The organism is Amycolatopsis sp. cmx-4-61, assembly GCF_046548775.1.
Lineage (GTDB): Bacteria > Actinomycetota > Actinomycetes > Mycobacteriales > Pseudonocardiaceae > Amycolatopsis.
In genome coordinates, this window is record NZ_JAEBEI010000009.1 from 197,450 (window position 1) to 223,955 (window position 26,506).

Here is a 26,506-nt window from a genome sequence, read left to right on the forward strand (position 1 = left end):
AAGGAGCCACCATGACCGAGCCGAGCGAGACCATCACCCACTTCACCGACCAGGACGACGTCTACGAGCTGGATCACCTCGGCCTCGCCGTGCCCGACCAGTGGGGCGTCTTCGCCCTCTACACCGGCGACACGGTGGCGACAGAGTTCCGGGTGGAGTTCCCCGACGCCGCGCTCGCCGTCGAGACCGGCGGCCCGGACCGGATGACCCTGCGCCTGGACAACCGCGACGTCCTCGCCGCCTGGTGCGGCGGGCACACCCCGCCCGACCTGGGCAGTGACGTGCTCCACGTCGACCGGCCCGCCGGGCGCGCGGTCATCGTCCTCGGCCAGACCGTCGAACGCACCGCCACCGGATTCCGCATCCTCGACCGCGCCGCCGGGGCCGCGTGATGGCCGCCGAACCCGAGCTCGGCGAAGCCGTCTTCGACCTCGCCGGCGCCGAGCGGCAAATCGCAGCGCACGCGCGGGCCGCGCTGATCGGCGAGGCCGAGCTGACCGCCGCCGGACACCGGTTCCTGACCGTGGACCACGGCGACCCGGAGGACGACGACCAGGCCCGCCGCGTCGATGCGCTGTCCCGCGCGGCCTGGGCCACCCGGCGAGTGCACAGCAGCCGCGGCGGCAACGACTCCCGCACCTTCCAGATCACCCCGGCCACCGCGCCCGACCAGCCGGGCGCCGACGACGTCGTCGACCAGATCGAGCAGCAGGCCCGCACACTGAACCCCGGCTGGTGGCGGATCCGCCGCAGCGCCCGCTGACCGGATCGACCTTGAGAGGGGAGAAAGCATCGTGCCCAGCGCCACCCGCGCCAACAGCGCGCGGATCCAGTTCCAGCGCAACCTCGAGGTAGCCGGCCGCCGCTACCAGGTCACCGTGGCCAGCCTGGAGGACCGCATCGACACCGTCGTCATCGACGTCCTGGCCGCCGGCCCCGGGGGCGAGGCCACCGAAGGCACCCTGACCGTGTCGGCCACCGCCTTGCCTCACCTCGGACCGCTGCTGGCCGAGGTTCTCGGCGGCATCGCCCAGTCCTACGGCGTCACCATCGACGACTCACTCGGCGCGGCGAAACCGGAACGCCCGAAACCAGTCAACGCCGGGCAGCCTTGGACCGACGAGCTCAAGGCCGATCTGCACCAGCGATGGCTGGCCGCTGACCCGACCCAGGCCGCGAACACCGCGCTACGTGCGATCGCCAAGGATATGGGCCGGACCGTCGACAGCATCCGCTCGGCCCTGCAGCGGCTGCAGCTGGATCCGGACCGCCCAGGCTCGCGGCTATCGTGACCAGATCCGCGACTGAGATCGGAGGCGTGTGGTGAGGAGACCGTGGCTGCGGAATGGGCGCTCGCGTCAACACGGCCGATCCTCTCGTACAAAGGGGCCAGCGGAACTACGTACGGACTCAGTGAAGGTGCGAAGTCCCAAACGAGAGAGAAAGCATTGCCCAGCAACATCCACACCCTGCTGCGTTCGATCATTGACGGCGGTGAGCGGTGGATCAATCTCGACGACCTCATCCTCTGCCTGCGTTCCCTCAGTGAATCCCCTGGTGATGGCGATGCTGCGGCTGCGGCTGCGGCGGCTTACGCAGCCGCCACCCTCGCTACGGCTCTGGAGGCGTACGGAGCCGACATGGACGCGCAGCTTCGGGCTGGACAAGTCGGACGAAACCGGCTCCAGATGGTCACCGACGACGCGGACCAACCCAGCGAATGACGCACTGCAGATCACCGCGGGTGGTGTGACGACGCCTCGCAGCGGCTACGGCCGCTGGCTTGACCGGTCCCGGACCCGTGCCGCCGGCGTGAGCACCCCCCTGGGGTGCGCGGGCTTGGCACCGATCCCGGTTACCGTGTCCACGTGACAGAGATCGACATCGCTGGCCTCGCGAAGGAGCAGGTCCTGGCGGCGTTGTACAACCACGCGGCCGCCGTTGGCCGGGGTTCGCTGCATCCACGCAACGAGGAGACGGCCAACTCGGACGTGGCGCGAACGCTGTGGCGCACGCACGGAGAACTGGACGGTCAGTCCTGGCGAAGATGGCGTCGAATCAAGCACATTCGGTTCGACTACGTGCACGGCCGCTTGCTGAAAGTCGTTTTTCGCGGGTCATCGGTGGACGTGACCGGCTTCGACCGACGGTACGGACCCGGTGCAGCGGGGCGAGTGATCGCCCGTCTCCGCAGTGGTGGATCCAGCGACGAGTCCGCAAGGTAATCCGGACAGCAGGAATTACGCGGGACCGCTCGACGGGCGCTGCGCCGACAGTCCGGGAGTTGCTGGTGTCCGGACGCGCACCGGTCGACAGTTCGGACACTGCGCCGAACGATTGCTCAACGCCGTTTCCCGCCAACGGAAGCCGGGGCGGCCGCCGTCGAGCTTGCGTCGTCGAGAGGCTTAGTCGCCGTCCCAGCCGCCCGGCTCCCACGGGAACGGCATGTGAGCGCCAACGCGGCTGAGCAGGTGGTCGACCGCCTTGTTCCACTCTGGGCTGCCTGCGGTGCGGTAGAGCAGTGGGCCCGGCCCGGCGGTGAGCGTTCCGTAGAGCACAATCCGCGCCTGAACGTCGTCCGGCTCCGTCTCCGGGAAGAACTTCATCGCGCTCGTCCCGACCCGCTCGTCCAACGTACGGCCCCACCGCGTGAACCAACCGGCCACCTGGGCGTAGGTCGCCGAGGCGAATTGGTCGCATCGAGTCAGGACGTGCAGCCCCACCTGCTTCTGCACGGGTTTCTGCGGATGATCGACGAAGGTGTCGCCCAGCCGCGGGTTCGACCGCCGGTCCAGCGGATAGCTCGCCTTCCTGGTGGCATAGCGCCGTTCGAGCACGCGGGCGGCGATTGTCAGTTCGTCGACGTGCGAGGTGCGGTGGACCTGCACCCGCTTGGCCAGGCCGGCGACGTAGAAGACCAACTGGTCGGGTTCCAACGAGGCGGCGAACTCATAGAACGGCAGCCACCACTCGACGGTGGCACCAGCCTCGGCGCGGACGGCCGCGCGCCGAGGTTCAACGGACGCTATGAAGGCGTCGATCGAGGACCCGGCCTGTTCCGTATCCGACATGACGCAGAGCGTAGCTGCCGCTGACCGTGTCGGGTCTTACTGGCACTTCGGCAGTTGCTCCAGGTACTAGCGCCGGGCTCCCGTCTCGTCCGTACTGATCCAGTGGCGCTCGCCGACATCGGCATCCTCGCCGTGGTACCACCAGCCGCTGACCACGTCTCTCAAGACGCGGACCGTGCCGTCGGCCAGGGCGAGGTCGTGGCGGACCAACGCGGCGGGATTCGCCGCTGCTGAATCTCGCCTCTTCCGCCTCCTCGACCGTCGTCGCCAGGTACTCGGTCGCGGTAAGCAGCTGCTGCCAGGTCGCCCGGTCGCGGCCTCCGGGTTGTCGGCTACGACCACCAGGCCGATCGCCTTCTCGACTGCCGCGGACAGCGACATCGGCCGGGCGCTGCCCCGATCAGATGGCACGCACCAGTACCCGACCGACGGGGCGCCGTCCGACCACAACTGCCAGCCCACCCCGCTGTTCGGCTCGTCGACGTACAGCTCGTCGGCGTGCAGCGGCCGGTCGTCGTGCGGGCGCAGCGGTCTCGCACCGGCAGCACCATAGTCACCACGGCCGGCAGGTCCGCGTTCCCGGACGGTGCCGGGGGAGAACTCCTACAATTCCAGGTATGGCCCCAGAACGGGCTCGGCCGAACGCGGAGCAGATCGTCGCCGACGTGGTGAGCAGCCACGCCCTGGCGGGCATCACCTTCGACGACGAGCAGCGTCAGCGCCTGCTCGCCGTCGCTGACGGATCCCTGCCGGCCGACGATGCCGTCGCCGACGTCATCCGGCGCGTCAGGTCTCGGCCCGCGTGAAACAACCCGCCCCTTCCCCATCCACTGGCGCGTGACCGTCCGGATCGGGGCGACGCAGCGTCTCGACCGCGCCGTCGGCGACTGACGCACCGCGCTTCCGGATGTTCGGCTGGTCTCAGTCGTGGCCGCCCCAGCCGAGCAGCCCGGGCCGGAGGCGGGAAAGGCCGCGCCGCTGCGCGGTCGGCTCCGCCGAGCCTCGCCCGCCCCCAGGCCCGTCCCGCTGGTCAGCACGACGTCCACCACTGTGCTGACCAGGAGAACCACATGCCCAACCCGCCCGGATACGCTGGCGTCTTCCGCTACTCCGATAAGTACCCCACCGCCGTCACACCCTGGTGGGAACCCGGCAACGACATCAGGGACGTCGCCGCAGAGATACGCGAGATGCTCGACGACGCACTCACCCCGACCGCCGCCGAGTTCGAGGCATTCCAGAACATCCGCTGCCCCGACTACGAGGTCCGCGCCGCCGTGTTCATGCTGTCCAGCCCGCCCTGGACGGCCGCCGGAGACCAGCGCTGGGCCTGGATCCTGTACTGGGAAGACGATGCCGAGATCAACGTCGTCGAGCATCCCGATCAGGAAACCGCGGTCGCGGCGTTCTTCGCGCACGTCGCGTTCTGCGAGGCCGAGGGCAAGCGCTACGACTACGTGGTCGACCCCCGCCAGCCCAGGACCGCGATGCCGCCGGGCTGGAAACCCCGCCTCCCGTGACCCACAGGGTGCCGATCCGGAACCATCCGGGTCGGCAACCCCGGGGCGCGCTCCCCAGGATCTGGCGCGTCATTGCCGCGCCCGGCTAGCGTCTTTCCAGCAGCACGTTCCGCCGCAGCACCTCGAGCCGACCGGAGACACGATGCCGAACGCGACGCTGAACGCCGCGATCACGCGGCTCTGCCATCCACAGACCGGTGTTACCACCGTGGACGTCTTCCGCCGCGCCGAAGCCGCGCAGGACCGCCGCGCCAGCGACACCATGCACGGCCACGTGCCCCGCTGGGACGAGCTGAGCACCACGGACCAGGAGAACCTCGCGCTGCAGGAAGCCGAGCAGTGGCTGCGCGACTTCGAGACCGCGACGCCGAGCGACCCGCGGCCGGTCGACCACTACTCCGCATCCAGCCCGCCGTGGCCGTCCGGAGCGGCCGAGCTGCGCCACTGGGACACCTGGTGCCGCAACCGGGTCGACGAGCTGACCTGGATGGCCGACGCGCAGGGCCCCGAGGCCTTCGTGCGCGGCCGGCTCAACGAGGGCCGCCGGTGGGCCCGACACCTGCGCGCCCGCGGCAACGGCACCCCGGCCGTCGAGCGCACCGGCGTCGACGAGCTGGCCTACTGGATCGTCTGGCTGGAGACCCGCGCCCTCGACCTGGACACCGGTGGCCTCGACACCGAACTGGCCAAGGGCGAGCAGGCCGAGGCCAAGGAGTTCGTCTGGCGCATCCGCAGCCGCCAGGCACATCGTGGCTCGCCGATGTTCTGGCGCCACGGCGGACGTGGCCTGCTGGCCGCGCTCGGGCTCTTGGTCGACGACCACGCCGCCCTCACCGACGATGTCGTGGTTGTGGCCGCGCACGACGTCGACGATCAGCCGCAGTCGCTCGGCGGACAGCAGCGCGACGTCGTCAGCGTGCTGCGCGCCTGGACCGCGCAGGACCCGCCCGCATGCGAGCAGGCGATCCGCAACGCCCACGCCAGGGAGCTGGTGGACGGCCGAACACCGCGCGAGGTCACCACCACCCTGCGCGGCGAGCGCGCCTACCGCGGGCTCCTCGACTCGATCCGCTGAACGTCGATCACCCGGCTCGGAGCCGCCGGCAGTCGGGGAGTTCAGTTCGGTGAACGCGTTCCGCAGCCGTGTCCCGCGCTCGATCTCCTCGCGCACGACCGGGTCCGCCGGGCGGGCAGCGGGACCGTTGTCCCGCAACAAGAACATGGCGTAGGAGACGGCGCCGGCGAAAGCCTGCCGTGGCCGTGGGCCCAGGTTCTCCCCCGGCGTGGTCGATCGCTTCGGCCAGCTGCTGACGTTGCTCGGGATCCGCCAGCAGAGTCAGCAGGTACTCCCGGTGGTCGACCAGCGTCTCCCCGACGCCCAGCAGGTCATCGCGGTGCGCGGTCAGCCACCGGTCCAGCCGGGTTCTCCTGGTCCTTCTCGGCGGGTGCGCGGCGCCCGGCCGCCCAGCTTGAGCTCCACGGTCAGCCGCTTCCACCGGTTGTGCACCGCGGACCGCGACGGCAGCCCCATCTTCGGGCCGTAAGTCATCGACGGCGCGTGCACCAAGCGGGCGGCGTCCAGCAGCGCCAGCGTCCGGCGCTTGTTCCGCATGGTGTCGCGCTGGTCCTGGTAGGCGACCAGCATCGCCCGGTAGGGCAGCTCGGCGGCGCGCACGTCTGCCGGGCCGGCTCGATGCGCGCCGACGAAGTCGACGACGTCGTCGATGTCGGTGTCGGTGTCGTCCCGCACGGTCGTCAGGAAGGAAGTCCAGGTCCGGATCCTTCGCCTCGCCGCGCTGCGCCCGGATCGCCCGCGCGGCCGAGATGGCCTGCTCGAGCGTGTATTGCGGCGTCGGGATCCTCGGCGGGCGAGCCATCAGCCGGTGTGCTCCTCGCCGCCGGTCAGGGCGTTGCGGGCCTGGGTGAGCGCGGCCATCGCGACGTCGATGGCCCCCAGGGCAGACGCGACGGGATCCACGCCGGGTGGCATGGGCAGTCCCACCACGAAGGTGCCCCGGCCCTGCCGGGGCAGGAGAAGACCTTCGCGCTCCTATCCCAGCAGGCGCGCGGCCCAGGAAGAGCAGCAGAACCGAGGCCGGGACGGCAAGGCCACGCCGCTGCGCGGTCGGCTCCGCCGAGCCCTGCCCACCCGGCCTCCGCCCCGCTGCCAGCCACCGGTCCGCGCACCACCGACCGGCCAGGGAGCCCACCCGATGTCCATCACCTTCACCGCCGAACTGGGCCCGGTCATCGGCTTCTCGATCGCCTGCTGCCGCGAAGCGGCCCTCGTCGCCCCGCGCTACGGCACCTACGACGACGCCCTGGCTGACCTGGTCAAGCGCAAGGACCGTGAAAACACCGCCGGGACGCGGCGCGAACCCCTGCCTGGCTGCGCCTGGCCGGACTTCTGCCCCGACGGCTTCCTGTCGATCTGGGCCCTCGAAGAGCAGGAATCCCCGAGCGTCAACGTCAGCGGACTCAACGCCGCGCTGCTGCTGCAGGCCCTCGGCTACCGCGAACCGTTCGACAACGGCCCGCTCGCCGGCTCCGCCACGGCCGAGGAGTTCCGCGGCCGCGTGCTGACCGCACTGGCCCTCGCCCCGGCCGACGACGGCGCGCCGTGGCACGAGACCACCCCGCGGTTCACCGACTGCGGCCGCTGGCCCAACTACCTCCAGGACCTCCTGGAGCATCTGCACGAACTCGCCGACTGGTGCACCCAGCACCACCGCGAGATCCAGTGGGCCTGACCCGGCCGGCCGCTGCGCCCTTCCCGGACGGCGTGGTGAGCGGGCGAGCCAAGCAGGCCGCCCGGCGGCGCCGGCCAAGGCCGAGCCGCTGCGCGGTCGGCTCCGCCGAGCCCTGACCGGCCACCGGCGGCCCGCCCGCACCGCTCGTCCACGCCGCCGACAAGGGAGCAGCAGATGAGCGAGAACACCGAATCCGACTCCACCGCCACCAGGAAGCGCCGCAGCTGGGACGAGCTGAGCTTCGGCGACCGCCGCACCGCCGAAATCCTGCTCGAACACGCCGACTTCGGCCGGGAGGTCGCCGAGAACAGTCGCACCGACCGCGACTTCACCCTCTGGCTGCTCGACGCCAGCCTGGCCTTCGCCGACATCACCCGGGAGTTCCCGCAGGACCTCGCCGACGGCATCTGGCGAGGCTGGTACGCCGACGACGTCAGTCCCTGGGTTGCGGCGCGGGTTGCCCTGCACCACAAACCGATGGCCCAAATCAACGGCGAGCAGCTCGTGTGCCCGGTCTGCCAGACCGCCGACGAGATCTTCGCGCGCGACGTCGCCATCCGCTACAACCCCCTGCACGTGCAAGACGGCTACGTCTACGGCACCGCCGAGACGCCCGACTTCGTGCACGACCAGTACGCCTGCGGCCACTGCGACAGCAGCCTCCGGCTGCCCCGCGGAGTCGAGGACTTCTCCTGACCTTCTCCGCCCCCTATGTCCACAAAGGAGCAAAGATGAGTGAGAATACCCTGGGGTACAGACGACTTCGGCACGCCCTCCTGTACCAGGTCGCCACGACCGCGGATACCGAACGTCGGTGGACCCGCCGACGCAACCCGCGCAAGACCGATCCCGCCAGCGGACTGCCGGACCACCTCTACACCGTCGAAGCACCCGGCCACGAGCCCAGCCCGATCCACCAGCGCACCGTGCGCCAGCTGGACCTGCACGGCCTGCTCTCCGCGGTGCCCACCGCAGACGAACGGGAGATCCTGAGCCTGTCGCCGGAAGGCGAACGCCTGCTCGGCGCGTGGACGCGCGAATTCGGCGAGCCGGACACTCCATGACGGGACGCCAGCGGCACCCGGCCTCGCCGCCGCGTGCCGCTGGCCCCACGGACAGTGAAACCATATGATTTGACAATGCAGTTCGGCGTCTACATCGACCCAGATCAGCGTAAGAAGCTGGCCGCGCTGATGGACGCCGAGCGGGCCCGGATCAGACGCTGGTGGAAGCCGCGGAAACAGCGGCTTGCCGAAATCGAGAAGCCCACCGAACGCGCTATCGCACGCGGCCGGTACAAGGAGAAGTTCGCCGCCGCGGTCGAGGCGGGCAAGCTCGTGACCAGCCGCGACACCTTCATCACCCCCGCCGTGATCGCCGAGCTCGACCAGCGAGGCTGGCACGGACCCTACGACCCGGTCCCGGTGGCCGCACGCGGACCCGGGCGACGCTGGGGCTCGACCGACATCCAAGGCAGGAGCCGGCCAGGCTCGGGAGAAGGCCGCAGCTCCACCCGGCGCATCGGAGTCGTGCTGCCCGACGACGTCGGCACCCGACTGGAGCGTGCCTGCTACTGGGAAAACCTCGACCTGGTCAGCCAGCTCGAACGCTTCTACGACACCTTCGGGGACTCACCCGAACTGCCCGACCCACGGCCGGGGGAGACGCCGGACGAACTGGCCAAACAGTACCGCGACACCCTGCGCAGCGACATCACCACCACCGGCGACATCCTCCGCGCCGCCATCGCCCGCGTCCTCGCCGAACGCGGTTGACGCCCGGCCCCCGCGGCCAAGTCAATCCATATGATTTGAATCATCCTCAAAGACCAGGTCAGGGACCTGAACTGATCTGGCGTCCCGAAGCTACGAGACTGCGATGCCGGGAGCCAGCGCCGTCCGCAGCGTGAGGAACACGGCCACCTTCTGCTCCGGCGGCAGCTGAGCGATCTCGCTGCGTGCCCCCGCCCACTCGGACGGCACGACGTCCGGCCGGCCCGCCAGTACGTCCCAGGGCTGCTGGTCGTCCGCGCGAGCCCAGCCGACGACGGTCACCGCGCCTTCTCCGAGGATCGCGGCGGCGAGCAAGTAGTGGGCCAGACAGCGCTGAGCAATGCCGGTGAAGTACACCGTTCCGCCCTGCCGAGACACTCCGGAGGCGTCGATCACGGCCGCGGCCCGCTCCGTCGCGATCGAGGCGTTGATGCAGTCGATCATGCAGTCCGGCCCGAACAACACCTCGATCTGATTTCGCCGCTCCATGATGTTCCTCCCCGGTTCCATGTCGCCGCCCTCGCACATCCAGCGGCGGACGCCACACCGAGTATCCCGGGCGCAGCTGGTGGCCCGAGGCGTGGCCACGGCATCGGAGCAGACCGGGAATGCGGGCCAAGGCCGAGCCGCTGCGCGGTCGGCTCCGCCGAGCCTTGACCCCGCGCCATTCCCGGCCCGCTCGACCTTGCGTGGTCCACGCACCCTGACCACCGAGGAGAGCGCTCATGCGTCCACCGAACACCGTGACACCGTTCGCCGAACGAAGCGAATTCGACCAGGCCGTCGACCACGTCCGCACCGCCGGCGCCGCCTACCACGACGGCACGGGCCTGGTGCTGGCCGACGGAGAGTACGACCAGCTGGTCGCGCGGATCGCCGCGACCGAGCAGCTGCACCCGGACTGGAACGGCCGGGGCGTCACCACCGACATCGCACCCGGCGCCGCTGCAGGCGCGGTGCGGCACACGACGCCGATGCTCAGCCTGGACAAGATCACCACGAAGGCCGAGGTCGCCCAGTTCGTGGAGTCGCTGAACGGATCGACCGTGGTGGTCGAGGCCAAGTTCGACGGCATGGCCTGCCACCTGGACTACGCCGAAGGCCGCCTGGTCCGCGCGGTCACCCGCGGCGACGGCACCGCGGGCGAAGACATCACCCACCAAGTCACCCGCGAACCGGGCATCGCCGGCCTGCCGAGGACCTTGCCCCACCCGTGGACCGGCTCGGTCCGCGGCGAGATCTACATGACTGCCGTCGACTTCGAGCAGGCCAACACCGCGCGCACCGCCAGCGGCAAGCCGGCGTTCGCGAACCCCCGCGGCGCGGTCGCCGGATCGATCCGCAAAGTCGGCCGGCGCTACACCGTCCCGATGAGCTTCGCCGCTTACGCCATCACCGGCGACGAACTCCAGCCGATCGACAGCCACCTCGAGCGCATGGGCTACGCCCGACTGCTCGGGATCACCACCGCGACGATGCTGACCATGGGAGCACTGCCGGCCGGCACGCTGATCCACGGCACGCGGATCGAGGATGTGCAGCTGGCCATCGACGCCGTCGGCGAGCTGCGGCCACAGCTCGGCTACCCCGTCGACGGGGCGGTGATCAAGGTGGACTCCCGACGCGTCCGAACCGGCATGGGCAGCCACAGCAGCGCACCGAGATGGGCGAAGGCCTTCAAATTCCCGCCGGACACCGCGTTCTCGACCCTGCACGACATAGAGGTCTCGGTCGGCCGCACCGGCCGGGCCGGGTTCACCGCCATCATCGAACCGGTGCCCGTCAACGGAACGACGATCCGCCGCGCCAGCCTGCACAACGTCGCCTGGATCGAACAGCAGGGTCTCGGCGTCGGCTCCCGGGTCGCGGTCATGCGCGCCGGAGACGTGATCCCGCGCATCACCGCCGTGGTCGGCGAGCGCCCCGACGGCGTCGCACCGTGGCAACCGCCCATGACCTGCCCGCAGTGCGACCAGCCCTGGGACCGCGGCGGCCAGCTGTGGCGGTGCGTCACGCCGGCCTGCTCGCTGGTGTCCCTTCTGACCTACGCGGCAAGTCGGGACGTGTGGGACATCGACGGACTCGGGGAAGAGATCGCCGCCGCGCTCGTCGCCGCCGAGCTGGTCGGGGACCTCGCGGACCTGTTCGTGCTGACCGCGCAGCAGATCGCCGTGGTGCCGTACTTCCGGGCAGCACGCACTTCCGAGGCAGGCGCCGTCCGCCGCATCGGCATGGCCACCGCGCAGAAACTCGTCGCGGGCATCGACGCTGCGAAGGAGAAGCCGCTGGCCCGGCACATCACCGCGCTGGGCATCCGCATGACCGGCCGGCGGATGGGCCGGACGCTGGCCAGTCATTTCCGGACCCTCGAGGCTCTGCGTGCCGCAACCGTCGATGATCTCGCCGGCGTCGACGGCATCGGGCCGGAGAAGGCCCGGACGATCTTCGAGGGGCTGGCCGAGCAGTCCAAGGTCATCGGTTGCCTGGTCGCCGCGGGAATCACCACCACGGCCGAGAACCTCGACGCCCCGGCTGACGCGTCCCGGCCCCTGGCGGGTAAGACGGTGGTGGTCACCGGCGCCGTCCCGGGAATGAACCGCACCGAGGCGCAGGAGGCCGCCGAACGACTGGGTGCCACCGTATCCGGGTCGGTCAGTGCGAAGACGGACATCCTGATCGTCGGCACCGGCACCTCGGCCCGCAGCAAGCTCGCCAAGGCCGAGCAGCTGAACGTGACGACCATGGCCGCAGAGACGTTCGTCGGGATGTCCCGCGACTTCTCCGGGGGAACGCCGAGCTGACCGGAGCCGTCCATCAGCGATGAGGCTGGGTTTCCCGCGAATGTAGGAGGCCCAGCCTCGGACGGGCCAAGGACTTCAGCAGAACCGCCAGCGCGCGGCATCACCCGCGCCGGCGACCACCGTCCGGTGGGCGTTCCAAATCGCCTCCAGCTGCTTGGTGTCCAGCGATCCGGTCAGCCCGGTCTCTGGATCCTCCTCGCGCACGATCGCCACGGTGCCCAGCAGGGTCTTCTCCAACCGCGCACCCAGAAGGGTCAGAACCGCGCTCGCGTACGGATTCGGAGGGAACAGCGCCGGATTCTCCCGCGCGACGTCGCTGTCGATGACCTTGGCGCGCAGGTCTTGCTCCGCAACCGGGATCCCGCCGACGCGAACCGAGTCTGGGGCGATGAGGGCGTGCACCGCGGTCCAGAGCGAGGATTGATACGGCACCTCCAGATCGGGATCGTCCCCGTCAGGACGGCCGTCCGTGGTCTCCTCACGCAGCTCGCCCGTCGGGGCGATCACCACGAACACCACCTCGGCGGTGTCGTCACCCGACTGGGGCGCGGCACGGCCGGTCACGGCCCGACCACCAGCGCAAGTGCAGTCAAGTTCACGAGGTAAACGTTACGCCTAGTCCGATTGGTTCAGTGGGGCCGGCATCGCCAGCTACTGCCAGCCACAAACAAGACATAATGGAATTGAAATCATATGATTTGACTAGAACTGGTTTGCGCTGCTCCAAGCAGCATTGCGCCTTGTGATATTGGTTCGTTTACGCCATGCTTGACGCACATTCGTGCCGACGGTTCCGGTACGGAGTGTGACTGAAACGAGCTGTACCACCAGAGGCTCGCAGCGGGGCCGTACGGGTCAAGCTGTTCGGCCACGGGCGTCCGACAGTCCGTTGTTGTCGGACCTGCTCACGACGATGCTGGGCACCCCGGTGCCGTAGAAACCGAACCGTCCAAAACGAAAGGTGTGCTCGTGCCCCCGAAGACGCAGAAGCCCAAGGTCGACTACGGCCCGATTCAGATGCGTAACCACCTCGGCATCAGCGAGTGGCAGTTCAACGCCCTGGTCCGGCACGGTCACCTCGCCCCGTCGTCGACCGGACGATGGCTGGCGGCAGTCGTCGACGAGCTGCAAGCGCGGCTGCCCGAAGCGCTGGAGGCGATCGGCACGCAGGGGCCGATGGGTACTACACGATGCGCGCAAGTGGCCGCGGAACTGCTGGACCTCGACGTCGAAGGCCCGGACATCGACGAGCTGGTTGAGCGCGGCTTGCTGTCGCCAGCGGTCGACTACCTCGGCAAGACGATCTACTTCAAGGACTGGGCGCTCTACGACGTGCTGCACGTGCGGGAGCTAGTGCTGCGCGAGCGGGCCCTGGTCGAAGACCTGGTCGCCGAACGCAAGACCTGGATGGAGTCGTCGCGCAGTTGGCACGACGTGCGCAATGAACTGGGTTGGTCGTACGAGGAGATGCGCCGGGTCACGCAGGAGCGCGGCATCACTTCCGGACGGTTCGGCCGACTCGCTGACGCCGACACGCAGGCACTGCTGGGCGACGAGGAACTGGACGAAGAGGTACGCGGCGCCCGCCTCGTCACCGGCGACGAAGCTGCACGGCACGCGGAACTGCGGCCGATCGAATTCCGGTACTGCCGTGCCGCCGGATGGATCGCGCCCGTGTCGTGGACCCAGGCCAAAGTCGCGCGCGGCAAGTGGGTCGATGTGCCGCTGTACCGGATCGCCGACGTCGAAGCACTCGTCGTGACATTGGCCGAGATACCCGGCGTAAACCTGGAGCAGCTGCGGGGGCTGGAGAAAGGCGAGCCCTCGCCGTTACGGGAGCTCGTCGCGTTGCCGACCTCACGCGGAGTGTTCGTTCGCGGGTTCGCCGCGGACCTCGGCGCAAAGCACGGGATCGAGGTCGAGGCGGTGTACTCGGACCGCCTGGACCGGTGGACGTTGTCCTGGACGCCGGACAACACCGGTGCGCCGGCCGAGGACGCGGTCCGGAAAGCGATCGTGGACGACAAGGATCTGCGGCCACACTCTCGGCAAATCGAGCTGAAGATCGTGACCGAGAACGACGAGCCGGCGCGGCACTGAGCGCGCTCGTTCACGTCGAGACGGGCGCCGGCCAGACATACCTGACCGACCTGCAGTCCTGACCATGAACGCCACGGCGCCCCGACCCTGATGTGGTCGGGGCGCCGTTCGTGTACCCGTTCGCCCGAGGGCGAGCCACTACCTCTCTTCCGAGTCCTCCAAGAAGTCGTCGAACTCGCCATCCTCAACGCCATCAAGGAACGCCCTCCACTCCGCCGGCGTGTATACCAGGACCTTCCCCTCGGGCTCACGCGCCTTGCGCAGCACGGTGTAGGTCACGCCGTCGGTGTGCTCGACGAACGCCACCTCGTAGAAGTCACCGGCCGGGTCAGCACCGTCCGGAGCGGCGAGCCGCCACTGCGCCCGGGACAAGTCCAGATGCCCCCGCACCTGACTCTTGTCGTCGTAGATCGCCGCGCTCTGCTCGCTCATCGGCCGCTCCGTCTCACCCTGGATCCGCATGGCCCAGGTATACCCGCGTCCCGCGCCGGACCTTCCGCGCGACCCCGGTCAACGACGCCCACCGCCGTGCAGCACGCCTGCCCGGTGGGTGGTGGCCGCGAACCCTGGACCGCCGGCGCGGCTGCGCCCGATGCCCGTCCGCCCGCGCCGGGCGGGGGAGACAGGCCTCGCTGCGCTCGGTCGCTGCGCGATCCCACCCCGCCCGGGCGAGCGGACGGCGCCCCGGCCGTCCGCGCCGGCGGTCCTTCGGAGCCGCGCCCCACCCACAGCAGGGCAGGGCGCGCACGACGTGGCGGCCATAGCTGCCCGGCCGCCACGTCGTTCGCCGCTCGGGTTCGCCAAAGCCCGAGCTCACCGCGAAAACCGAAGGAGTTCCAGCGCGATGACCACCACCGAGTTGGCGCCGTTCACCCGACGCCCCCGCCTGTCGATCGATCAGCTGCTCGCCCACCTCAACGAGCAGAAGACACGTCAGCAGGACCTGGTCGTGCCCGCGCACAAAATGCGCGTGACTTCGGAGGGTCTGCTGGAGGTCGACGAGCCGCGGATCACCTCCAGCGGAGTCAGCGACGTCAGCCACTTCCGGCTGACCAACACCTTCGACTCCGGCATCGCTGCCAAGCTGAAGGTGCCCGCCACCTACCTCGCCCGGATGCGCGAGTACGACCAGCTGCCGCTGCTGGCGCAGAACGTCAACGCCTGGTTGGCGCTGGAGCCGAACCGGCCGTTCCTCGTGCGGCTGTTCCGAAGCACCGACGACGAGCCCGGCGTCGGCCGCGCGCTGCTGAGCGACTCCTACGGCATCCGGGACAACCTGCCGCTGCTGCTGGCCGTGCTGGACGGGATCAGCGACCGCGGCGCCGACGTCGACATCACCGGCGAGCTCACCGACCGGATGATGGTCGTCAAGATCGTCGCCCCGCGCGTGGTCACCGACGCCACCGACCTGCTGTGGCACTACCGCTCGCCCTTCACCGGCCGGTTCGGCCGCGAGAACCCCATCGTCGCGGCCGGCGTAGTGCTGACCAACAGCGAGCTCGGGTTCGGCGCGTCCACGATCACACCGCAGTTCACCGTCCAGATCTGCTCCAACGGGCTCACCGTCACCAAGGACGCTATGCGCACGATCCACAACGGCTCCAAGCTGGAGCACGGCGTCATCCGGTACTCCGAGGAGACGATCCGCAAGGAGCTGGCGACCGCCACCTCCCGCGCCCGCGACGCGGTGAAGACGTTCCTCAACGTCGACTACATGGTCCGCAAGCTCAACGAGATCCAGGGCCGCGCCCAGGTCGACGTCATCGACCCGGAAGCGACCATCGAGCACGTCGGCCAGGTCGTGAGGTACACCGCCGACGAGCAGAAGCGCATCCTCTCTCACTTCATCCGCGGCGGGGACACCACCGCCGGTGGCGTCCTGCACGCGGTCACCAGCGCGGCACAGACCCTGCCCGACGCCGACTCCGGCTACGAGCTGGAGAAGACCGGGCTGCGCGCCCTCGAGGTCGCGGCCGCCTTCCAGCGGTGAACCACCCGGGCGCCGGCCGGGACGGACATCCCGGCCGGCGCCCGCAGTCCACCTGTCCACGCGGCGCAGCAGCGCCCCCGGCACGCCCAGGAGGAGCATCTGCCATGTCCGCATCCGCATTCCTCGTCGATGCCGACCACATCGACGCCCTGCTCACCGCCGGGCTCGCCTACGCACGCGACCTCGGCGCCCTGACTTGGTACTACCCGACTCCCGACGGTCCAGCGCCCGACGACCTGTCCGACCTGGCCCGGCAGCTGACCCCGTCCACCGCGGGCCGGGTCGGCGCGATGCTGCTGGCCGAGAACATGCGCAGCGTCAACCACACGCGGGGCAGCGAAGGCTGGGAACCGCCGTACCTCTACCGCGAGCTGCCCGGCGACCCGGACCCGGTCGTCGTGCTCAAGGCCATCTCCTGCCTGCAGGCCCAGTCGTGCGAACACCCCGGCTGGCCCGACAGCGAGGCCTACGCCTTCTGCGACGCCCTGCACCGCATGGCCGTCTGCCGGCTGCCCGGGTGGCGGCAGCTCACCGACACCGCCTGGCCCATCAAGAACCGCCGGATTTTCGAACAACCCGAACCGGCCTGAACCCCTGCTCGCTTGCCAGCCGCCGCCAAACGACTGGCCCGCAACGCACCACCACAATCCACAATGGAGGGACCACCGATGGTTCTCTGGCTGCACACCATCAGGAAAGACCGGACACCGCCAATCTGGCTGCTGGCCGTGACCGACCCCAGCGGCCGCACCTGGATCCGCCGCCGCGACGACGCGAAGCTGTTCACCGACGAGCAGCACGAGGACTACTGGGAGCACGAGACCCCAGGTGGGGAGAAGCTGACCTCGAGCTGGCGCGAGCTCATCGCCACGCACAAGGTGCTCTCCACCGCCGGCGACGACAACCGCTTGACCGCCGAGTACGACGGCAACGGTCAGATCGTCCTGTCGGTGGCCAGCGCGCCGGGCGACCATCCGGCCGTCGCAGTGAAGCTGTCGGCCAGTGCGGCCGCGGCCGCAGTGCGCGAGCTCGACACTGCGATCGTCGACTCGGAGAAGCACCTGTTCCAGCGACCGCCCGAACCGGCCGCTGCAGTGCACGCCGAGCACGGCGACGTCCGCATCGACGACGCCAGCGGAGTCGTCGTGGTGTGCTGCAAGGTCGGCTGGCAAACCCGGTGGAAGGTCCTCGGCGAGGACCCGCGGCCGATCACCGGCAGCGGCTGGCGCGACACCGCCGAAGTCGGGCACTACCGCTACGTCGGCAACCTGCTTCAGCACTGGCAGCTGCCCGCCTCCGGCCGGCCCTCCGATCCGCACCGCCGCGTCGACCGGGCCTACGTCGAAGCCATCGCCGACGCCGCGATCACCCATGCCGCACCGATCGACCTGACCAGCGAGCCGGACCACGCTCGGATCTGGCCTGCGCTGACCGTCTGGCAAGCCGCCTCCTGGGCCCGCAAAGCCGCACTCGACGCGGCCGAGGCAGTGCTGCGCACCCACGGCATCCACGTCGCCGAACCTGACGGCACCGCAAAGTAGTGCCCTGCTCGCCAGCCGCGACTTCCGGTGCTCGCCGGCAGCGGCGGACCAGGAACGCCAGCAGAACGAGCCGAGGCGGAGCAAGGCCACGCCGCTACGCGGTCGGCTACGCCGAGCCCTGCTCCGCCTCGGCTCGCCCCTGCTGCAGCGCCTCCCGTCCGCCCAGCCGTACGGAACAGGAGCCACGATGGGACTGCCCGAAGTACACGAAGACCAGATCTTGCCGACGCCCGCGATCACGCGCGACGTCATGCTTCTATGGAACCTGCACATCTCAGGCAAGGTTCGCCTGAAGAACCGAGCCGACACTGATCGAACCTGGGAATATCTCGGGCATCACTACCCGAACGGCACCCGCACCGAAGCGTGGCTTCCCGTAAACAAGATGGCGGCCGAGGCCTACACCCGGCTCTTGCAGGCGGGAAAGATCGTCGTCGAGGCCGATGGCAACGCCCGTCTCGCGGCCGGCGGCTTGGACGGGCCGCTGGATGAGCGCTGGGCGAGCGTCCGCGGGTTCGAGGGACTGTACGACGTGTCGACGATGGGACGAGTGCGCAGCTACCACGCTGACCCGCGAGGACGACTGGTGAAGGCACAAGTTGGTGGCGACGGGTACCACGTCCTCCGGCTCATTCGGCCCGGAGACACGCGCCCCGGTGTACAGGCCCGCGTTCACCACCTGGTACTCGAAGCGTTCAGCACCAGCCAGGCGTACCCGACCAAACGACGCGACGTCCTCCACCTCAACGACAATCGGCGTGACGACCGCCTGGTGAACTTGGAATGGGCAGAACGTAAACGCACACGGCACCAAACTGCCGCTGAAGGCGGCACGTGCCCCGACGGCCACGAACTGACCGAGGACAACGTGTACCGGGATCGCCCCGGCGGCGGCCCGAAGTGCCGTAAGTGCCGACGCGAACGACAGCGCGCCAAGCGGCAAGCGGTGCGCGACGGCCTCATATAAGGCCAACAAGCGCAATTCCCCCGCTCGCCGAACTCGCAGATCGGATGGCCTACGCTCTCCCGGCCGGCGCAGTGGCGTGGACCGGCGATGCCAGCGGCCCCGGCCGGGGGCGGTCCAGGCCATGCCGCTGCGCGGTCGGCTGCGCCGAGCCCGGACCGCCCCGGTCGCCGGGCCTGCTCACGACCTCCCGGTCCACGCACAACGCGCCGACCAGGAGGAATCAATGCCCTCGCCCGAACAGCCTCGAACGCCCGCGCCGGTCCGGCATTTCCTCGAGACGACCGACGACGTCTCCGCCCGCCATCGCTACTCGGTGACCCGGTTCTACCGACGCGGTGACCGCACCTTCCGGGTCACCGTCGAACGGGACAGTTACGAGCAGCAGTCCACCGCAATGGCCGAAGTGCTCACCGCCACCGGCGAATGGACGCGTGTCCTCAGCAACGCGCCGTCGAACTGGCACGACTCCACCTCCCTGTACGCGACGAAGGGCACCGGAGTGCAGCCGGAGCCCGGGTTCACCACGCTGCGCCGCCTCGCCGACGCACTGGCCGCCGACGCGATGACGATCGTGCCCGCCTGACCAGCCGGCTGACGCGCCGTCCAAGCAGAACGACCTGGACGGCGCGTCAGCCGCCCCGCGCCCCGATCGCCTGGCTCACGTGGACCGCAGGGAGCGCAGCAGACCCGCCGCGCGGAGGCAAGGCGAACCGCTTCGCGGCCGGCGGCGCCGGACCTTGCCTCCGCGCCGCAGGTCCGCTGGACGTGCGCCCGTCCACGCACACCAGCGACCTCCAGGAGCCCGAATGTGCCATTGCGCAGATCAAGCAGACAATCCCGCCTCGACCGACGTCAACGCGGTCCGCGCCGCACTCAACCAGATTCTCAACGGCGAGCAGCGCCACCTCGCGTCCCCTCGCGTCATGAGCGAGGTCGAACGCACCTACGAATCCCTGACGCGAGCCGGCCTCTCCCTCAACGACCCGGCGTTCCTCCTGCCCGTCTACAGCGACCTTGGCGAACTCGCGACCGCAGTCGAGGTTCGGCGGCCGCAGGACGTGCACTTCCGCGCCCTCACACTCGCTGCCCGGTTCCTGCGCATCGCCGAAACGGCCCTTGAGGACCAGCAGCATGAAGACCGCAACGTGGGCTGCTCCGACGAACCGCCGTTCTGACCTGACCCCGGCGGCCTGCCCTTCGACGGGCGGGCCGCCGCGGCGTCGGAAGCGCCGCGGGTCCTCCACGCAGCGCGGTGTGCGTGGACCGGTGATGCCAGCAGACCCTGCCGTGCCGGGTCCAGGCCACGCCGCTACGCGGTCGGCTCCGCCGAGCCCGGACCGCCCCGACCACCGCGCCTGCTCCGCCTTTTCGGTCCACGCACACCGCGCTGACCAGGAGGAACCGATGCGCGTCACCCAGCCCGTGTCCGACCGCACCCGTGAGGTGCTCGCCGCCGCGAAAGTCGACGGCCACCATCTGCGCCTGACCGCGCAGCTCTCCTCGAAGGAGTACAAGGCGGTCGACGTCGTCCTGCGCAGGCTCGGCGGCACCTGGAACCGCAAGCACCAAGCCCACATCTTCGACGGCGACCCGGCCGCCGCCATCGCCGAGGTTCTCGACGGCGCGGACATCCCCAGCCCCAACCACGTGCTGGAAGGCTACTTCGCCACGCCGCCCGAGCTGGCCCAGTGGGTGCTGCACCACCACACCGACCTCGACGTCCTTCCCTCCGGTGCCCGGGTCCTGGAGCCATCCGCCGGAGACGGCTCCTTCGTCCGCGCCGTCCGGCAGATCAACCCTGACGTCCAGATCACCGCCGTCGAACCGAACGCAGAACGCGCCGCGAAGCTCGGTCCGCACCCGCGGATCGATCCCGTCGTGAGCACGTTCGAGGCGTTCACCGCGGCACAGGCGCGCCGGACCTACGACCTGGTCGTGATGAATCCGCCGTTCGCGGTGCCGCACGACCGCACCGCCTGGATCACCCACCTGATGCTCGCGTGGAACCTGGTCGCCCCCGGCGGCCGGCTCGTCGCCATCGTGCCCGGCGGATACGACTTCCGCACCGACCGCAAACACACCGCCGTGCGCGAGCTGATCCAGGCACACGGCGGGGACATACAGCTGCCCGACAAGTCCTTCCCCGGTCTCGGTATCCACACCTTCCTCGTGTGGGCCGACCGGGAGGACGCCGAGGGCTGACCGGGCGCGGGTGGCGGCGAAGCAGCCGCCACCCGCGAGCCGGAACGACATCCGACCAGAAATGTTGCTGCAACTGCACAACGGCTCGTTCCCAGGCCAGGAACCACGGCCGGACCGGCGCGCCGATCGAGTCGCCCCGACAGCTCCGGTCGCATGCACGCTGGCCGACCGCGCCCGCAACGGCAAGGGACGCTCCGCCAGCGCGGACCGCGACAGCCCTCGCTGCACCGCGGAATTCCCAGGTCCGCGCTGCCCTTGCCCGCCGGGGGCGCCGCCGGCGCGGCCGCGCGCGCCCGGAGCTGCTCCGGGCGCGCGGACCACCGCGCCGGAATCCAGCTCGAGGAGCGCAATGGACGAACGAGCCCGCCGAGTCCTGCACGACGTCCGCACACGGATGCTCAACGGCCGCGGCGAAGCCGAGCACGACGGCGGTCACCTGCTGAAGGTCAGCATCCGGTTGACCAGCACGACCGTCGGAGACGAACCGACCTGGACACCATCGGCCGACCACACCGAACTCGTGCCCGGAGAGCTGTGGGCACGTCCCACCGAGACACCCGGGCTCTACCACGCTGCGGCCGCGGCCCATGCCCGTCAGCACGGCGGACTGCTCGCCCTGACCACCGGCACGGTCACGCTGGCCGACCTGATGGGATTCAACGGCGTCTACGACCGGCCCCACCTGCTGGACCTCTACGCGACCGAGGGCACCGTCACCCGAACCGTCCTGCCGGAGGACCACCCGCTCCGCCTGCGACACCGATTCATCGAGCAAATCTGGGACCAGCTGGTGTGGCAGTGCCAGTACAACTGGCAGGAATCGCTCAAGTACAGCTGCCCGCCGATGCCGTCGCTGAACCAGCTCGCCGACGGCACCTGGCGAATCGGTCTCCTGCTGCGCATCTGCGCGCGCGGTACATGGGACGACAACGACGATCTCCACTCCCGGTTACTGGCCGGGCTGTTCGACGCCTACCCCCGCGGCGCCACGGAGATCACCGCGTACGTCCCGGACCCGAGCTGCCCCTCCACCGACGCGTGGCAACGCCTCGGCCTCGCCCCGCAGGCACTGAACCCCCGCCAGCTGGACAACGACCCGGACAACAACAGGCTCCCCTTCTGACCCCGGGTGCCGGGGCGCAGCGGCGGTTCCGCGCCCCGGCACCCGGACCGACGGCCGTCGGCGGCGGTGCCCGGTGCGGGCGCGGCCGCACCGTAGCCGACCGCGCCCAGCTCCTCTCGCCCACCGGACAGATCCCGCGCGCGGCCGGCTCGCCGAAGCGGCCCGCCCGGCACACCCGGGCAACCGCCGGTCGAGCACGGCTCGGCCCCGTCGTCGAGGAGCTCGCCGTGACCGTCTACCTCGGTGCTCCCGATCCACAATGGATCGGCGTCAGCGACCGCCCGCTTATGGTGTCGCACAGCAGATTGCGCCGGATCAAGCACGCCTTCAACCTCCCCGTCGCGGACTCGGCACCGTGGATTCTCGACTCCGGCGCCTACGACGTCGTCACTCGCCACGGCGGCTACCCCGACGACCCGCAGACCTACGTTCGCGCCGTGCGGACCTACGACATCCAGATCCGCAACCTCCGGTGGGCCTCCAGCCAGGACTACCCCTGCGAGCCGGAAGCGCTGGCGAAGACCGGGCTGACCGTGCTCGGCCACCAGGTGCTGTCCGTCCAGTCGTACGAGGATCTCTGCCTCTGGTGGCAGCGGCTGGCGCCGCACCGGCCCTGCCCGTTCCGGCTGGTGGTGCAAGGGGACACCGTCGAGTCGTACGTGCGCTGCTGGGAAATGTTCGGCGAGCGCGGCGTCGACCGCGCCGCGGCCGACATCGTCGGCGTCGGCTCGATCTGCCGCCGCGAAAAGGCCGACCTGCCCGAAATCATCGACATCGTCGCCGCACTGCGCGAGCGCACCACGGCTCGACTGCATGGCTTCGGCGTGCACGCCGAAGCGATCGGGCTCTTCGATGACGTCGACTCGATGAGCTGGTCCAAGGCCGCCCGCGCCCGACGGGCGAAGCACCCGCGGTGCACCGCGTTCCACCGCGTCTGCTCCAGCTGCTTGGTCTACGCCGAGGACTGGCACGACCGTGTGGCCGCACGCCACGCCGCAGCTCGCGCCATTGCCTGACCGGGGGTGGCCGGCGTCCCCGCCCGAAGCATCGCCACCAGCCCCGCGGGCCCGCAACCCTCGCTCCGCTCGAAACGGGTGTGCCGGGCCTGCGGGACTGGTGGCGGTCGGCAGCGCACCCTCCGGAGGCAGCCCGGCCCGTCGCACGCGTCGCGGCCGCCGAAGGCGAGTCCCTGCCCATCTAAGCCAAGGACGCCGCCATGACCATCAGCTGCACGACCCTCGATGACCTCGCGCACGTACTCCTCGGCTACACCAGCGGCATCCGTGAGAACGGCCGCCGTCGGCTCAACCGGAAACTGCACTGCAGCATCGGCGACCACTTCGCCAACCGTGCCCACCTGCTGCAGCGCGGCACGAGCCTCACCAAGATCATCGACTTCGCCGCTGCTCGAGATTCTCGCCGCGCTGTGGCGGAACTGGCAGACGCACGCGGCTCAAACCCGCGCGACCGCGTCGGCGGGCATGCAGGTTCGACTCCTGCCGGGGGCACATTTTGGAGGGCTGGCCGAGCCAGGCAAGGCACCGGGCTGCTACCCCGTGGTCCGGGACTCCAGGTCCCGGCGCGCGTTCGAATCGCGCGCCCTCCGCGCACCAGGAACGAGGTGGAGCACGGCGGTCTGTGCAGCGCGCTGATGACGCGAAGAACCAGGTTCAACTCCTGACACCTCGACCACCACGACAACGAAAGACCGTTGCCGTGCAAGGAGGATTGGCCGAGCCCGGAAAGGCAGCCGTCTCGAAAACGGTGGTCGGCGTGACGAGCGCCGCGCAGATTCAAATCCTGCATCCTCCGCCACACCGCCGCACTGCGGCGGCGACCTGGGTCGTTAGCTCAATTGGTCAGAGCCGCCGACTCTTACTCGGCAGGTTCGGGGTTCGAGTCCCCGGCGACCTACTCCACCGGCGCGGCCACGGCCGCGACCTGGGTCGTTAGCTCAACTGCGCAGAGCAGCCGGCTTTTACCCGGCGGGTTCGGGGTTCGAATCCCTGGCGGCCCACCACGCCCCTGCGGTCCAACGGAAACGACACCGCCTTCCGAAGGCGGAGGCTGCAGGTTCGACTCCTGCTGGGGGCACCACCACGTTTATTCCCCCGAGGCGCAACAGGCTGCGCATCCGACTGTTCCGCCGATGTCCCGCTCCGCTGTGCAGATCCCTACGTGCCACCGCTCGACGGCGGCCGCGCGCAGCGTCGCTGACCGCGCGCCCGGCCGGCAACCCCGCTTCGCGGAACGGGTTGCCGGCCACGACGCCGGCCAGCGCGAGTACGCGCATCCGCCGAGCTGGGCGGCACACGGCTACGCCTCCGCGCGGGCCCTGAACACCTGATCAGCGAAGGACGTGACGATGCACACGAGGACGATCATCACCAGGACGTTGCGCGTCCCGCGCAGCCCGGCGCCCGCCGGCGACGGTGCAGCCGTGGCCCGGCAGATGGACGCGGTCCTGGCCGGCGCCGGATTCAAGGCCACCCGCGACCTGCTGGAGCACATCTCCGAGCTGGAGCCGGGCGCGGCGATGGACCTGGCCGTCCACATCGTCGCCGCGGTCCGCGAACTGGTCGGCGACCACGTCGCCCACAACCCGTACTTCCGTGACTTCCCCCACGGGGTCCCCGACACCGTCGAGTTCTGGGTGCGCTGCCTGCGCGACGCCCTCGTCGCGCCGCGCGCCCGCAGTGCCGGCCCGGCGCCGACCGACGGCGAATTGCTCGCGGTGCTCGACCGCGGCCTCGTCGGGCTGCTGGATCTGCCCCGCTACGGGCGTTACCAGCACACCTACGCCGAACTGCTGGCCGCGCACGACGAGCTGATCCCCTCGGTCAAGGACCGCGTCACGCTCGTGCGGCTCGGCGGCACCCTGGAGGAGGAGACGGCCGCGCTCTACCGGGCACTGGCCGAGTCGACCACGCCATTGGGCGAGGCCGACCTGCAGCTGCTCGCCGACCTCGCCGAGACCTGCGGCGAGGTCGAGCTGGCCGCGGTGCCGGTGCGGGAGAACCGCGCCGTGCTCAACGCCGCCCGCCTCGCCGCGGGCAGGCCACTGCTGGCCGTGGACACCGTGCTCGACGTCCTGCGCACCGCGTGCCAGGCCAGCGGCGGCGACGTCACGCTGGCCGAACCGTCCAAGTTTCGCAGCTTCGCCCGCCGCGAGCGCCGCGTGCTGATGGCCGCGCTGGACGCGGTCGTGGCCGGCGGCGAGAGCAAGCTCGGCGACGTCGCCCGGTTCGCGAACCGGTTCAAGCGGCTCGGCGAGGGGCTGCACCCGCACGAGTTCCAGGAGTTCCCGCGCGCGGCCGAGGTGTTCGAGGTCGCGCGCGGCCGGGCGGTCATGTCGCTGGCCGGGCGGGCGGAGCTGGCGTTCGCGCGCGGCGACCTCGCCGGCGCGGCCGACATCCTCACCGGCGCACCGGGCATGCTGATGCGGTCGCTGGACCGGCTGCTGCGCCACGCCGACGCGCCCGCGCGGGACGCGGTCTTCGCCGCGATGACGCAGGTCCTCGGCAAGGTGTCCGCGCGGGTGCTGTGCTCGGTGCGCGAGCACCTGGCCAACCGCGCCACGCCGGACGCCGCACGGCTGTTCACCACCCGGACCCGCCGGGCCTGGGTCACCGACGACATCCGGCCGCCGCTGCCGGCCGAGGTCATCAGCCGGGCCTGCGCGCTGATCGACGCCGAGCTGACCGCCCGGCTGCCCCGGCGCGCGCGCCTGGTGGTCGACCCGGCCGTGCTGTCGGTGGCGCTGCCGCTGTCGGGCAAGGCCGGCGAGGCCGGGTTCGCCGTGCTGCCCCGCGGCTCGCGCAGCCAGGTCGAGGGCGATGTGCTGCGGTTCTTCACCTACTGGTGCCAGGCCCGCCAGACCACGGACTTCGACCTGTCCGCGCTGCTGCTGGACGCCGAGTTCCGCTACATCGGGCACGTGTCGTGGACGAACTACCACGACGGCGGCGCGGTGTACTCGGGCGACCTGACCCAGGCACCGGCGCCGGACGGGGCGACCGAGTTCATCGACTTCCCGCTGGACTCGGCCGACGCGACCTCCGCCGCGTACGTGGTGCCGCAGGTCAACGTCTACTCCGGCGAGGGCTTCGACGAGGTCGCGGAGTCGATGTTCGGCTGGATGACCCGTGACCACGACCAGGCCGGGGCGCCCTTCGAGGCCCGCACCGTGCGGACCCGCTCGGACATGCGCGGCACCGGCCGCGTGGCCCTGCCGGCCGTGTTCGCCCGCGGCGAAGACGGCAGCTGGACCGCGACGTGGCTGCACCTGTACCTGTCCGGAAACCCGAACTTCAACCAGGTCGAGGCCAACCGGGCCAGCACCGCCGTGCTCGCGCGGGGGCTGCTGCAGCGCGAGTACCTCACCGTCGGCTACGTGGTCGAGCTGATGCGCGCCGCGGGCGCCGAGGTCACCACCTGGGAGCCCGGCGCCGAGCTGGACGGCCCGGTGACGTTCCTCGGCCTGCACGCGCCGGAGACCGTGCCGGACGGCACGGAGGTGATCACGCTGGACCGGCTTAACCAGTTGATCCCGGCCTGACCGGGCCGGTATTCTGATCATGCGAGGCAATGAGGGGACTTCCTTCTACTCCCACTGCTAATGGTTCCTAGTACCCTCCCTCTCCTCGCGTCGACCTTCACGATGGCCCGC

The 26,506-nt window shown here is 70.3% G+C and carries 30 protein-coding genes and 6 tRNA genes; 31 read left to right on the forward strand and 5 right to left on the reverse strand.

Annotated elements, in window-relative coordinates; translation table 11 throughout:
• Positions 1-11: 11 nt before the first annotated feature.
• From ACLJOU_RS25630 to ACLJOU_RS25650, 5 genes are all read left to right on the forward strand, one after another.
• Positions 12-392 (forward strand): hypothetical protein, encoded by a 381-nt coding sequence (locus ACLJOU_RS25630; protein WP_410570595.1) that lies wholly within the window; start codon positions 12-14, stop codon positions 390-392.
• Complete coding sequence (locus ACLJOU_RS25635; protein ID WP_410570597.1) at positions 392-763, forward strand: hypothetical protein; 372 nt, start codon at positions 392-394, stop codon at positions 761-763. The genes ACLJOU_RS25630 and ACLJOU_RS25635 overlap by 1 nt, the downstream gene beginning before the upstream one ends.
• Before the next feature lie 31 nt (positions 764-794).
• On the forward strand, positions 795-1,292 hold the full coding sequence (locus tag ACLJOU_RS25640; RefSeq protein WP_410570599.1) for a hypothetical protein: 498 nt from the start codon (positions 795-797) through the stop codon (positions 1,290-1,292).
• Positions 1,293-1,448: 156 nt separating this feature from the next.
• On the forward strand, positions 1,449-1,724 hold the full coding sequence (locus ACLJOU_RS25645; RefSeq protein WP_410570601.1) for a hypothetical protein: 276 nt from the start codon (positions 1,449-1,451) through the stop codon (positions 1,722-1,724).
• Between the two features lie 144 nt (positions 1,725-1,868).
• Entirely contained in the window at positions 1,869-2,225 is a 357-nt protein-coding gene (locus tag ACLJOU_RS25650) for a hypothetical protein (protein ID WP_410570602.1), read from the forward strand.
• Between the two features lie 180 nt (positions 2,226-2,405).
• Here the strand turns inward: ACLJOU_RS25650 and ACLJOU_RS25655 are convergent, their stop codons facing one another.
• Positions 2,406-3,071 carry a hypothetical protein gene (locus ACLJOU_RS25655; protein WP_410570604.1) on the reverse strand — a complete coding sequence of 222 codons (666 nt, stop codon included), beginning with the start codon at positions 3,069-3,071 and terminating at the stop codon, positions 2,406-2,408.
• Positions 3,072-3,688: 617 nt separating this feature from the next.
• On the opposite strand from ACLJOU_RS25655, the gene ACLJOU_RS25660 reads away from it, so the two are divergent.
• The 3 genes from ACLJOU_RS25660 to ACLJOU_RS25670 all read left to right on the forward strand — a co-directional run bounded on the left by ACLJOU_RS25660 (position 3,689) and on the right by ACLJOU_RS25670 (position 5,666).
• Positions 3,689-3,877, forward strand: coding sequence for a hypothetical protein (locus ACLJOU_RS25660; RefSeq protein WP_410570605.1), 189 nt, complete (start codon positions 3,689-3,691; stop codon positions 3,875-3,877).
• A gap of 264 nt (positions 3,878-4,141) precedes the next feature.
• Positions 4,142-4,591: a hypothetical protein gene (locus ACLJOU_RS25665; protein WP_410570606.1), complete on the forward strand. Its 450-nt coding sequence runs from the start codon at positions 4,142-4,144 to the stop codon at positions 4,589-4,591.
• A 142-nt stretch (positions 4,592-4,733) separates the two neighbouring features.
• Positions 4,734-5,666 carry a hypothetical protein gene (locus ACLJOU_RS25670; protein WP_410570608.1) on the forward strand — a complete coding sequence of 311 codons (933 nt, stop codon included), beginning with the start codon at positions 4,734-4,736 and terminating at the stop codon, positions 5,664-5,666.
• A gap of 327 nt (positions 5,667-5,993) precedes the next feature.
• Here ACLJOU_RS25670 and ACLJOU_RS25675 read toward each other — a convergent pair whose 3' ends face one another.
• Positions 5,994-6,341 carry a hypothetical protein gene (locus tag ACLJOU_RS25675; protein ID WP_410570609.1) on the reverse strand — a complete coding sequence of 116 codons (348 nt, stop codon included), beginning with the start codon at positions 6,339-6,341 and terminating at the stop codon, positions 5,994-5,996.
• 463 nt (positions 6,342-6,804) lie between these two features.
• On the opposite strand from ACLJOU_RS25675, the gene ACLJOU_RS25680 reads away from it, so the two are divergent.
• The 4 genes from ACLJOU_RS25680 (at position 6,805) to ACLJOU_RS25695 (ending at position 9,116) form a co-directional block, all read left to right on the forward strand.
• Positions 6,805-7,341 (forward strand): hypothetical protein, encoded by a 537-nt coding sequence (locus ACLJOU_RS25680; RefSeq protein WP_410570610.1) that lies wholly within the window; start codon positions 6,805-6,807, stop codon positions 7,339-7,341.
• Between the two features lie 174 nt (positions 7,342-7,515).
• Positions 7,516-8,037 carry a hypothetical protein gene (locus ACLJOU_RS25685; RefSeq protein ID WP_410570611.1) on the forward strand — a complete coding sequence of 174 codons (522 nt, stop codon included), beginning with the start codon at positions 7,516-7,518 and terminating at the stop codon, positions 8,035-8,037.
• A gap of 35 nt (positions 8,038-8,072) precedes the next feature.
• Positions 8,073-8,405, forward strand: coding sequence for a hypothetical protein (locus ACLJOU_RS25690; protein ID WP_410570612.1), 333 nt, complete (start codon positions 8,073-8,075; stop codon positions 8,403-8,405).
• 75 nt (positions 8,406-8,480) lie between these two features.
• The gene (locus ACLJOU_RS25695) at positions 8,481-9,116 is read left to right on the forward strand and encodes a hypothetical protein (RefSeq protein WP_410570613.1); all 636 of its coding nucleotides are present in this window, start codon (positions 8,481-8,483) and stop codon (positions 9,114-9,116) included.
• A gap of 90 nt (positions 9,117-9,206) precedes the next feature.
• Here ACLJOU_RS25695 and ACLJOU_RS25700 read toward each other — a convergent pair whose 3' ends face one another.
• Entirely contained in the window at positions 9,207-9,602 is a 396-nt protein-coding gene (locus tag ACLJOU_RS25700) for a hypothetical protein (RefSeq protein ID WP_410570615.1), read from the reverse strand.
• A gap of 236 nt (positions 9,603-9,838) precedes the next feature.
• Between ACLJOU_RS25700 and ligA the strand changes: the two genes are divergently transcribed.
• A complete protein-coding gene (gene ligA / locus ACLJOU_RS25705) occupies positions 9,839-11,914 on the forward strand; it encodes an NAD-dependent DNA ligase LigA (RefSeq protein WP_410570617.1) in 2,076 nt (691 codons plus the stop codon).
• Positions 11,915-11,989: 75 nt separating this feature from the next.
• Here ligA and ACLJOU_RS25710 read toward each other — a convergent pair whose 3' ends face one another.
• Positions 11,990-12,478: a hypothetical protein gene (locus tag ACLJOU_RS25710; RefSeq protein ID WP_410570618.1), complete on the reverse strand. Its 489-nt coding sequence runs from the start codon at positions 12,476-12,478 to the stop codon at positions 11,990-11,992.
• A 405-nt stretch (positions 12,479-12,883) separates the two neighbouring features.
• On the opposite strand from ACLJOU_RS25710, the gene ACLJOU_RS25715 reads away from it, so the two are divergent.
• Positions 12,884-14,014 carry a hypothetical protein gene (locus tag ACLJOU_RS25715; protein WP_410570619.1) on the forward strand — a complete coding sequence of 377 codons (1,131 nt, stop codon included), beginning with the start codon at positions 12,884-12,886 and terminating at the stop codon, positions 14,012-14,014.
• 138 nt (positions 14,015-14,152) lie between these two features.
• Here the strand turns inward: ACLJOU_RS25715 and ACLJOU_RS25720 are convergent, their stop codons facing one another.
• Complete coding sequence (locus ACLJOU_RS25720; protein WP_410570620.1) at positions 14,153-14,446, reverse strand: DUF397 domain-containing protein; 294 nt, start codon at positions 14,444-14,446, stop codon at positions 14,153-14,155.
• A 412-nt stretch (positions 14,447-14,858) separates the two neighbouring features.
• Between ACLJOU_RS25720 and ACLJOU_RS25725 the strand changes: the two genes are divergently transcribed.
• From ACLJOU_RS25725 to ACLJOU_RS25805, 17 genes are all read left to right on the forward strand, one after another.
• On the forward strand, positions 14,859-16,004 hold the full coding sequence (locus tag ACLJOU_RS25725) for a DUF932 domain-containing protein (RefSeq protein ID WP_410570621.1): 1,146 nt from the start codon (positions 14,859-14,861) through the stop codon (positions 16,002-16,004).
• A gap of 104 nt (positions 16,005-16,108) precedes the next feature.
• Positions 16,109-16,594 carry a hypothetical protein gene (locus ACLJOU_RS25730; protein WP_410570623.1) on the forward strand — a complete coding sequence of 162 codons (486 nt, stop codon included), beginning with the start codon at positions 16,109-16,111 and terminating at the stop codon, positions 16,592-16,594.
• A 78-nt stretch (positions 16,595-16,672) separates the two neighbouring features.
• Positions 16,673-17,545 (forward strand): hypothetical protein, encoded by an 873-nt coding sequence (locus tag ACLJOU_RS25735; protein ID WP_410570624.1) that lies wholly within the window; start codon positions 16,673-16,675, stop codon positions 17,543-17,545.
• Between the two features lie 187 nt (positions 17,546-17,732).
• Positions 17,733-18,512, forward strand: a complete 780-nt coding sequence (locus ACLJOU_RS25740) for an NUMOD4 domain-containing protein (RefSeq protein WP_410570625.1) — start codon at positions 17,733-17,735, stop codon at positions 18,510-18,512.
• 223 nt (positions 18,513-18,735) lie between these two features.
• Positions 18,736-19,095, forward strand: a complete 360-nt coding sequence (locus tag ACLJOU_RS25745; protein ID WP_410570627.1) for a hypothetical protein — start codon at positions 18,736-18,738, stop codon at positions 19,093-19,095.
• 340 nt (positions 19,096-19,435) lie between these two features.
• Positions 19,436-19,687, forward strand: a complete 252-nt coding sequence (locus tag ACLJOU_RS25750; RefSeq protein WP_410570628.1) for a hypothetical protein — start codon at positions 19,436-19,438, stop codon at positions 19,685-19,687.
• A gap of 229 nt (positions 19,688-19,916) precedes the next feature.
• Complete coding sequence (locus ACLJOU_RS25755; RefSeq protein WP_410570630.1) at positions 19,917-20,714, forward strand: class I SAM-dependent methyltransferase; 798 nt, start codon at positions 19,917-19,919, stop codon at positions 20,712-20,714.
• Positions 20,715-21,063: 349 nt separating this feature from the next.
• A complete protein-coding gene (locus ACLJOU_RS25760; RefSeq protein ID WP_410570632.1) occupies positions 21,064-21,837 on the forward strand; it encodes a hypothetical protein in 774 nt (257 codons plus the stop codon).
• Positions 21,838-22,064: 227 nt separating this feature from the next.
• Positions 22,065-22,853, forward strand: a complete 789-nt coding sequence (locus ACLJOU_RS25765; protein WP_410570634.1) for a hypothetical protein — start codon at positions 22,065-22,067, stop codon at positions 22,851-22,853.
• A 498-nt stretch (positions 22,854-23,351) separates the two neighbouring features.
• Positions 23,352-23,443 (forward strand) — tRNA-Ser (locus ACLJOU_RS25770).
• Positions 23,444-23,454: 11 nt separating this feature from the next.
• Positions 23,455-23,529 (forward strand) — tRNA-Ile (locus tag ACLJOU_RS25775).
• A gap of 30 nt (positions 23,530-23,559) precedes the next feature.
• Positions 23,560-23,652 (forward strand) — tRNA-Ser (locus ACLJOU_RS25780).
• A gap of 25 nt (positions 23,653-23,677) precedes the next feature.
• Positions 23,678-23,751: transfer RNA gene (locus tag ACLJOU_RS25785), tRNA-Lys, on the forward strand.
• 29 nt (positions 23,752-23,780) lie between these two features.
• Positions 23,781-23,857 (forward strand) — tRNA-Lys (locus ACLJOU_RS25790).
• Between the two features lies 1 nt (position 23,858).
• Positions 23,859-23,934 (forward strand) — tRNA-Arg (locus ACLJOU_RS25795).
• Between the two features lie 52 nt (positions 23,935-23,986).
• Complete coding sequence (locus tag ACLJOU_RS25800) at positions 23,987-24,184, forward strand: hypothetical protein (protein ID WP_410570635.1); 198 nt, start codon at positions 23,987-23,989, stop codon at positions 24,182-24,184.
• A gap of 18 nt (positions 24,185-24,202) precedes the next feature.
• Positions 24,203-26,395 carry a hypothetical protein gene (locus tag ACLJOU_RS25805; protein ID WP_410570637.1) on the forward strand — a complete coding sequence of 731 codons (2,193 nt, stop codon included), beginning with the start codon at positions 24,203-24,205 and terminating at the stop codon, positions 26,393-26,395.
• Positions 26,396-26,506 lie beyond the last annotated feature (111 nt).

What these genes read in the sequence shown, in the direction of transcription:
- ACLJOU_RS25800 (WP_410570635.1), top strand. Translation starts at nt 23,987, where the DNA reads ATGTCCCGCTCCGCTGTGCAGATCCCTACGTGCCACCGCTCGACGGCG.
- ACLJOU_RS25635 (WP_410570597.1), top strand. Translation starts at nt 392, where the DNA reads ATGGCCGCCGAACCCGAGCTCGGCGAAGCCGTCTTCGACCTCGCCGGC.
- ligA (WP_410570617.1), top strand. Translation starts at nt 9,839, where the DNA reads ATGCGTCCACCGAACACCGTGACACCGTTCGCCGAACGAAGCGAATTC.
- ACLJOU_RS25745 (WP_410570627.1), top strand. Translation starts at nt 18,736, where the DNA reads ATGCCCTCGCCCGAACAGCCTCGAACGCCCGCGCCGGTCCGGCATTTC.
- ACLJOU_RS25695 (WP_410570613.1), top strand. Translation starts at nt 8,481, where the DNA reads ATGCAGTTCGGCGTCTACATCGACCCAGATCAGCGTAAGAAGCTGGCC.
- ACLJOU_RS25720 (WP_410570620.1), bottom strand. Translation starts at nt 14,446, where the DNA reads ATGAGCGAGCAGAGCGCGGCGATCTACGACGACAAGAGTCAGGTGCGG.
- ACLJOU_RS25730 (WP_410570623.1), top strand. Translation starts at nt 16,109, where the DNA reads ATGTCCGCATCCGCATTCCTCGTCGATGCCGACCACATCGACGCCCTG.
- ACLJOU_RS25660 (WP_410570605.1), top strand. Translation starts at nt 3,689, where the DNA reads ATGGCCCCAGAACGGGCTCGGCCGAACGCGGAGCAGATCGTCGCCGAC.
- ACLJOU_RS25655 (WP_410570604.1), bottom strand. Translation starts at nt 3,071, where the DNA reads ATGTCGGATACGGAACAGGCCGGGTCCTCGATCGACGCCTTCATAGCG.
- ACLJOU_RS25690 (WP_410570612.1), top strand. Translation starts at nt 8,073, where the DNA reads ATGAGTGAGAATACCCTGGGGTACAGACGACTTCGGCACGCCCTCCTG.
- ACLJOU_RS25760 (WP_410570632.1), top strand. Translation starts at nt 21,064, where the DNA reads ATGGACGAACGAGCCCGCCGAGTCCTGCACGACGTCCGCACACGGATG.
- ACLJOU_RS25630 (WP_410570595.1), top strand. Translation starts at nt 12, where the DNA reads ATGACCGAGCCGAGCGAGACCATCACCCACTTCACCGACCAGGACGAC.
- ACLJOU_RS25725 (WP_410570621.1), top strand. Translation starts at nt 14,859, where the DNA reads ATGACCACCACCGAGTTGGCGCCGTTCACCCGACGCCCCCGCCTGTCG.
- ACLJOU_RS25680 (WP_410570610.1), top strand. Translation starts at nt 6,805, where the DNA reads ATGTCCATCACCTTCACCGCCGAACTGGGCCCGGTCATCGGCTTCTCG.
- ACLJOU_RS25700 (WP_410570615.1), bottom strand. Translation starts at nt 9,602, where the DNA reads ATGGAGCGGCGAAATCAGATCGAGGTGTTGTTCGGGCCGGACTGCATG.
- ACLJOU_RS25665 (WP_410570606.1), top strand. Translation starts at nt 4,142, where the DNA reads ATGCCCAACCCGCCCGGATACGCTGGCGTCTTCCGCTACTCCGATAAG.
- ACLJOU_RS25755 (WP_410570630.1), top strand. Translation starts at nt 19,917, where the DNA reads ATGCGCGTCACCCAGCCCGTGTCCGACCGCACCCGTGAGGTGCTCGCC.
- ACLJOU_RS25685 (WP_410570611.1), top strand. Translation starts at nt 7,516, where the DNA reads ATGAGCGAGAACACCGAATCCGACTCCACCGCCACCAGGAAGCGCCGC.
- ACLJOU_RS25735 (WP_410570624.1), top strand. Translation starts at nt 16,673, where the DNA reads ATGGTTCTCTGGCTGCACACCATCAGGAAAGACCGGACACCGCCAATC.
- ACLJOU_RS25740 (WP_410570625.1), top strand. Translation starts at nt 17,733, where the DNA reads ATGGGACTGCCCGAAGTACACGAAGACCAGATCTTGCCGACGCCCGCG.
- ACLJOU_RS25805 (WP_410570637.1), top strand. Translation starts at nt 24,203, where the DNA reads ATGCACACGAGGACGATCATCACCAGGACGTTGCGCGTCCCGCGCAGC.
- ACLJOU_RS25750 (WP_410570628.1), top strand. Translation starts at nt 19,436, where the DNA reads ATGAGCGAGGTCGAACGCACCTACGAATCCCTGACGCGAGCCGGCCTC.
- ACLJOU_RS25670 (WP_410570608.1), top strand. Translation starts at nt 4,734, where the DNA reads ATGCCGAACGCGACGCTGAACGCCGCGATCACGCGGCTCTGCCATCCA.